This window comes from Telluria sp. AZSoR62 (assembly GCF_058111565.1).
In genome coordinates this window covers 1-237 of record NZ_JBYTST010000593.1, presented here as the reverse complement: position 1 = coordinate 237, position 237 = coordinate 1, and the positions used below count along the sequence as shown (strand labels likewise).

Annotated in this window: 1 protein-coding gene; it reads left to right on the top strand. The window is 58.6% G+C overall.

Annotated elements, in window-relative coordinates:
- The coding region (locus tag AC3XQU_RS24865; protein ID WP_489876759.1) for a hypothetical protein at positions 1–192 on the top strand (192 nt) is incomplete at its 5' end.
- Positions 193–237: the final 45 nt, after the last annotated feature.

Here is a 237-nt window from a genome sequence, read left to right as displayed (position 1 = left end):
ATTCTTAAATTGCAGGCAGAGGGCGTTCTCGAGTTATCGGACAGTATCTTCACGGAGGAAGTGACGGTAGCGGATACAGAAGGCCGCCAAGAAGTAGAAGCGTTCGTGGGAGAGCCCGGCACCCAGTTGCCGGATGGGCTCTTGGGTGGAGTTCCAGAGGGATTCGCGGCTTTTGATCCTGACAAGATCTAGGGCCGTCCCGACTCGCTCGCATCCCGCCGGAGGCGGGAGGCTTTC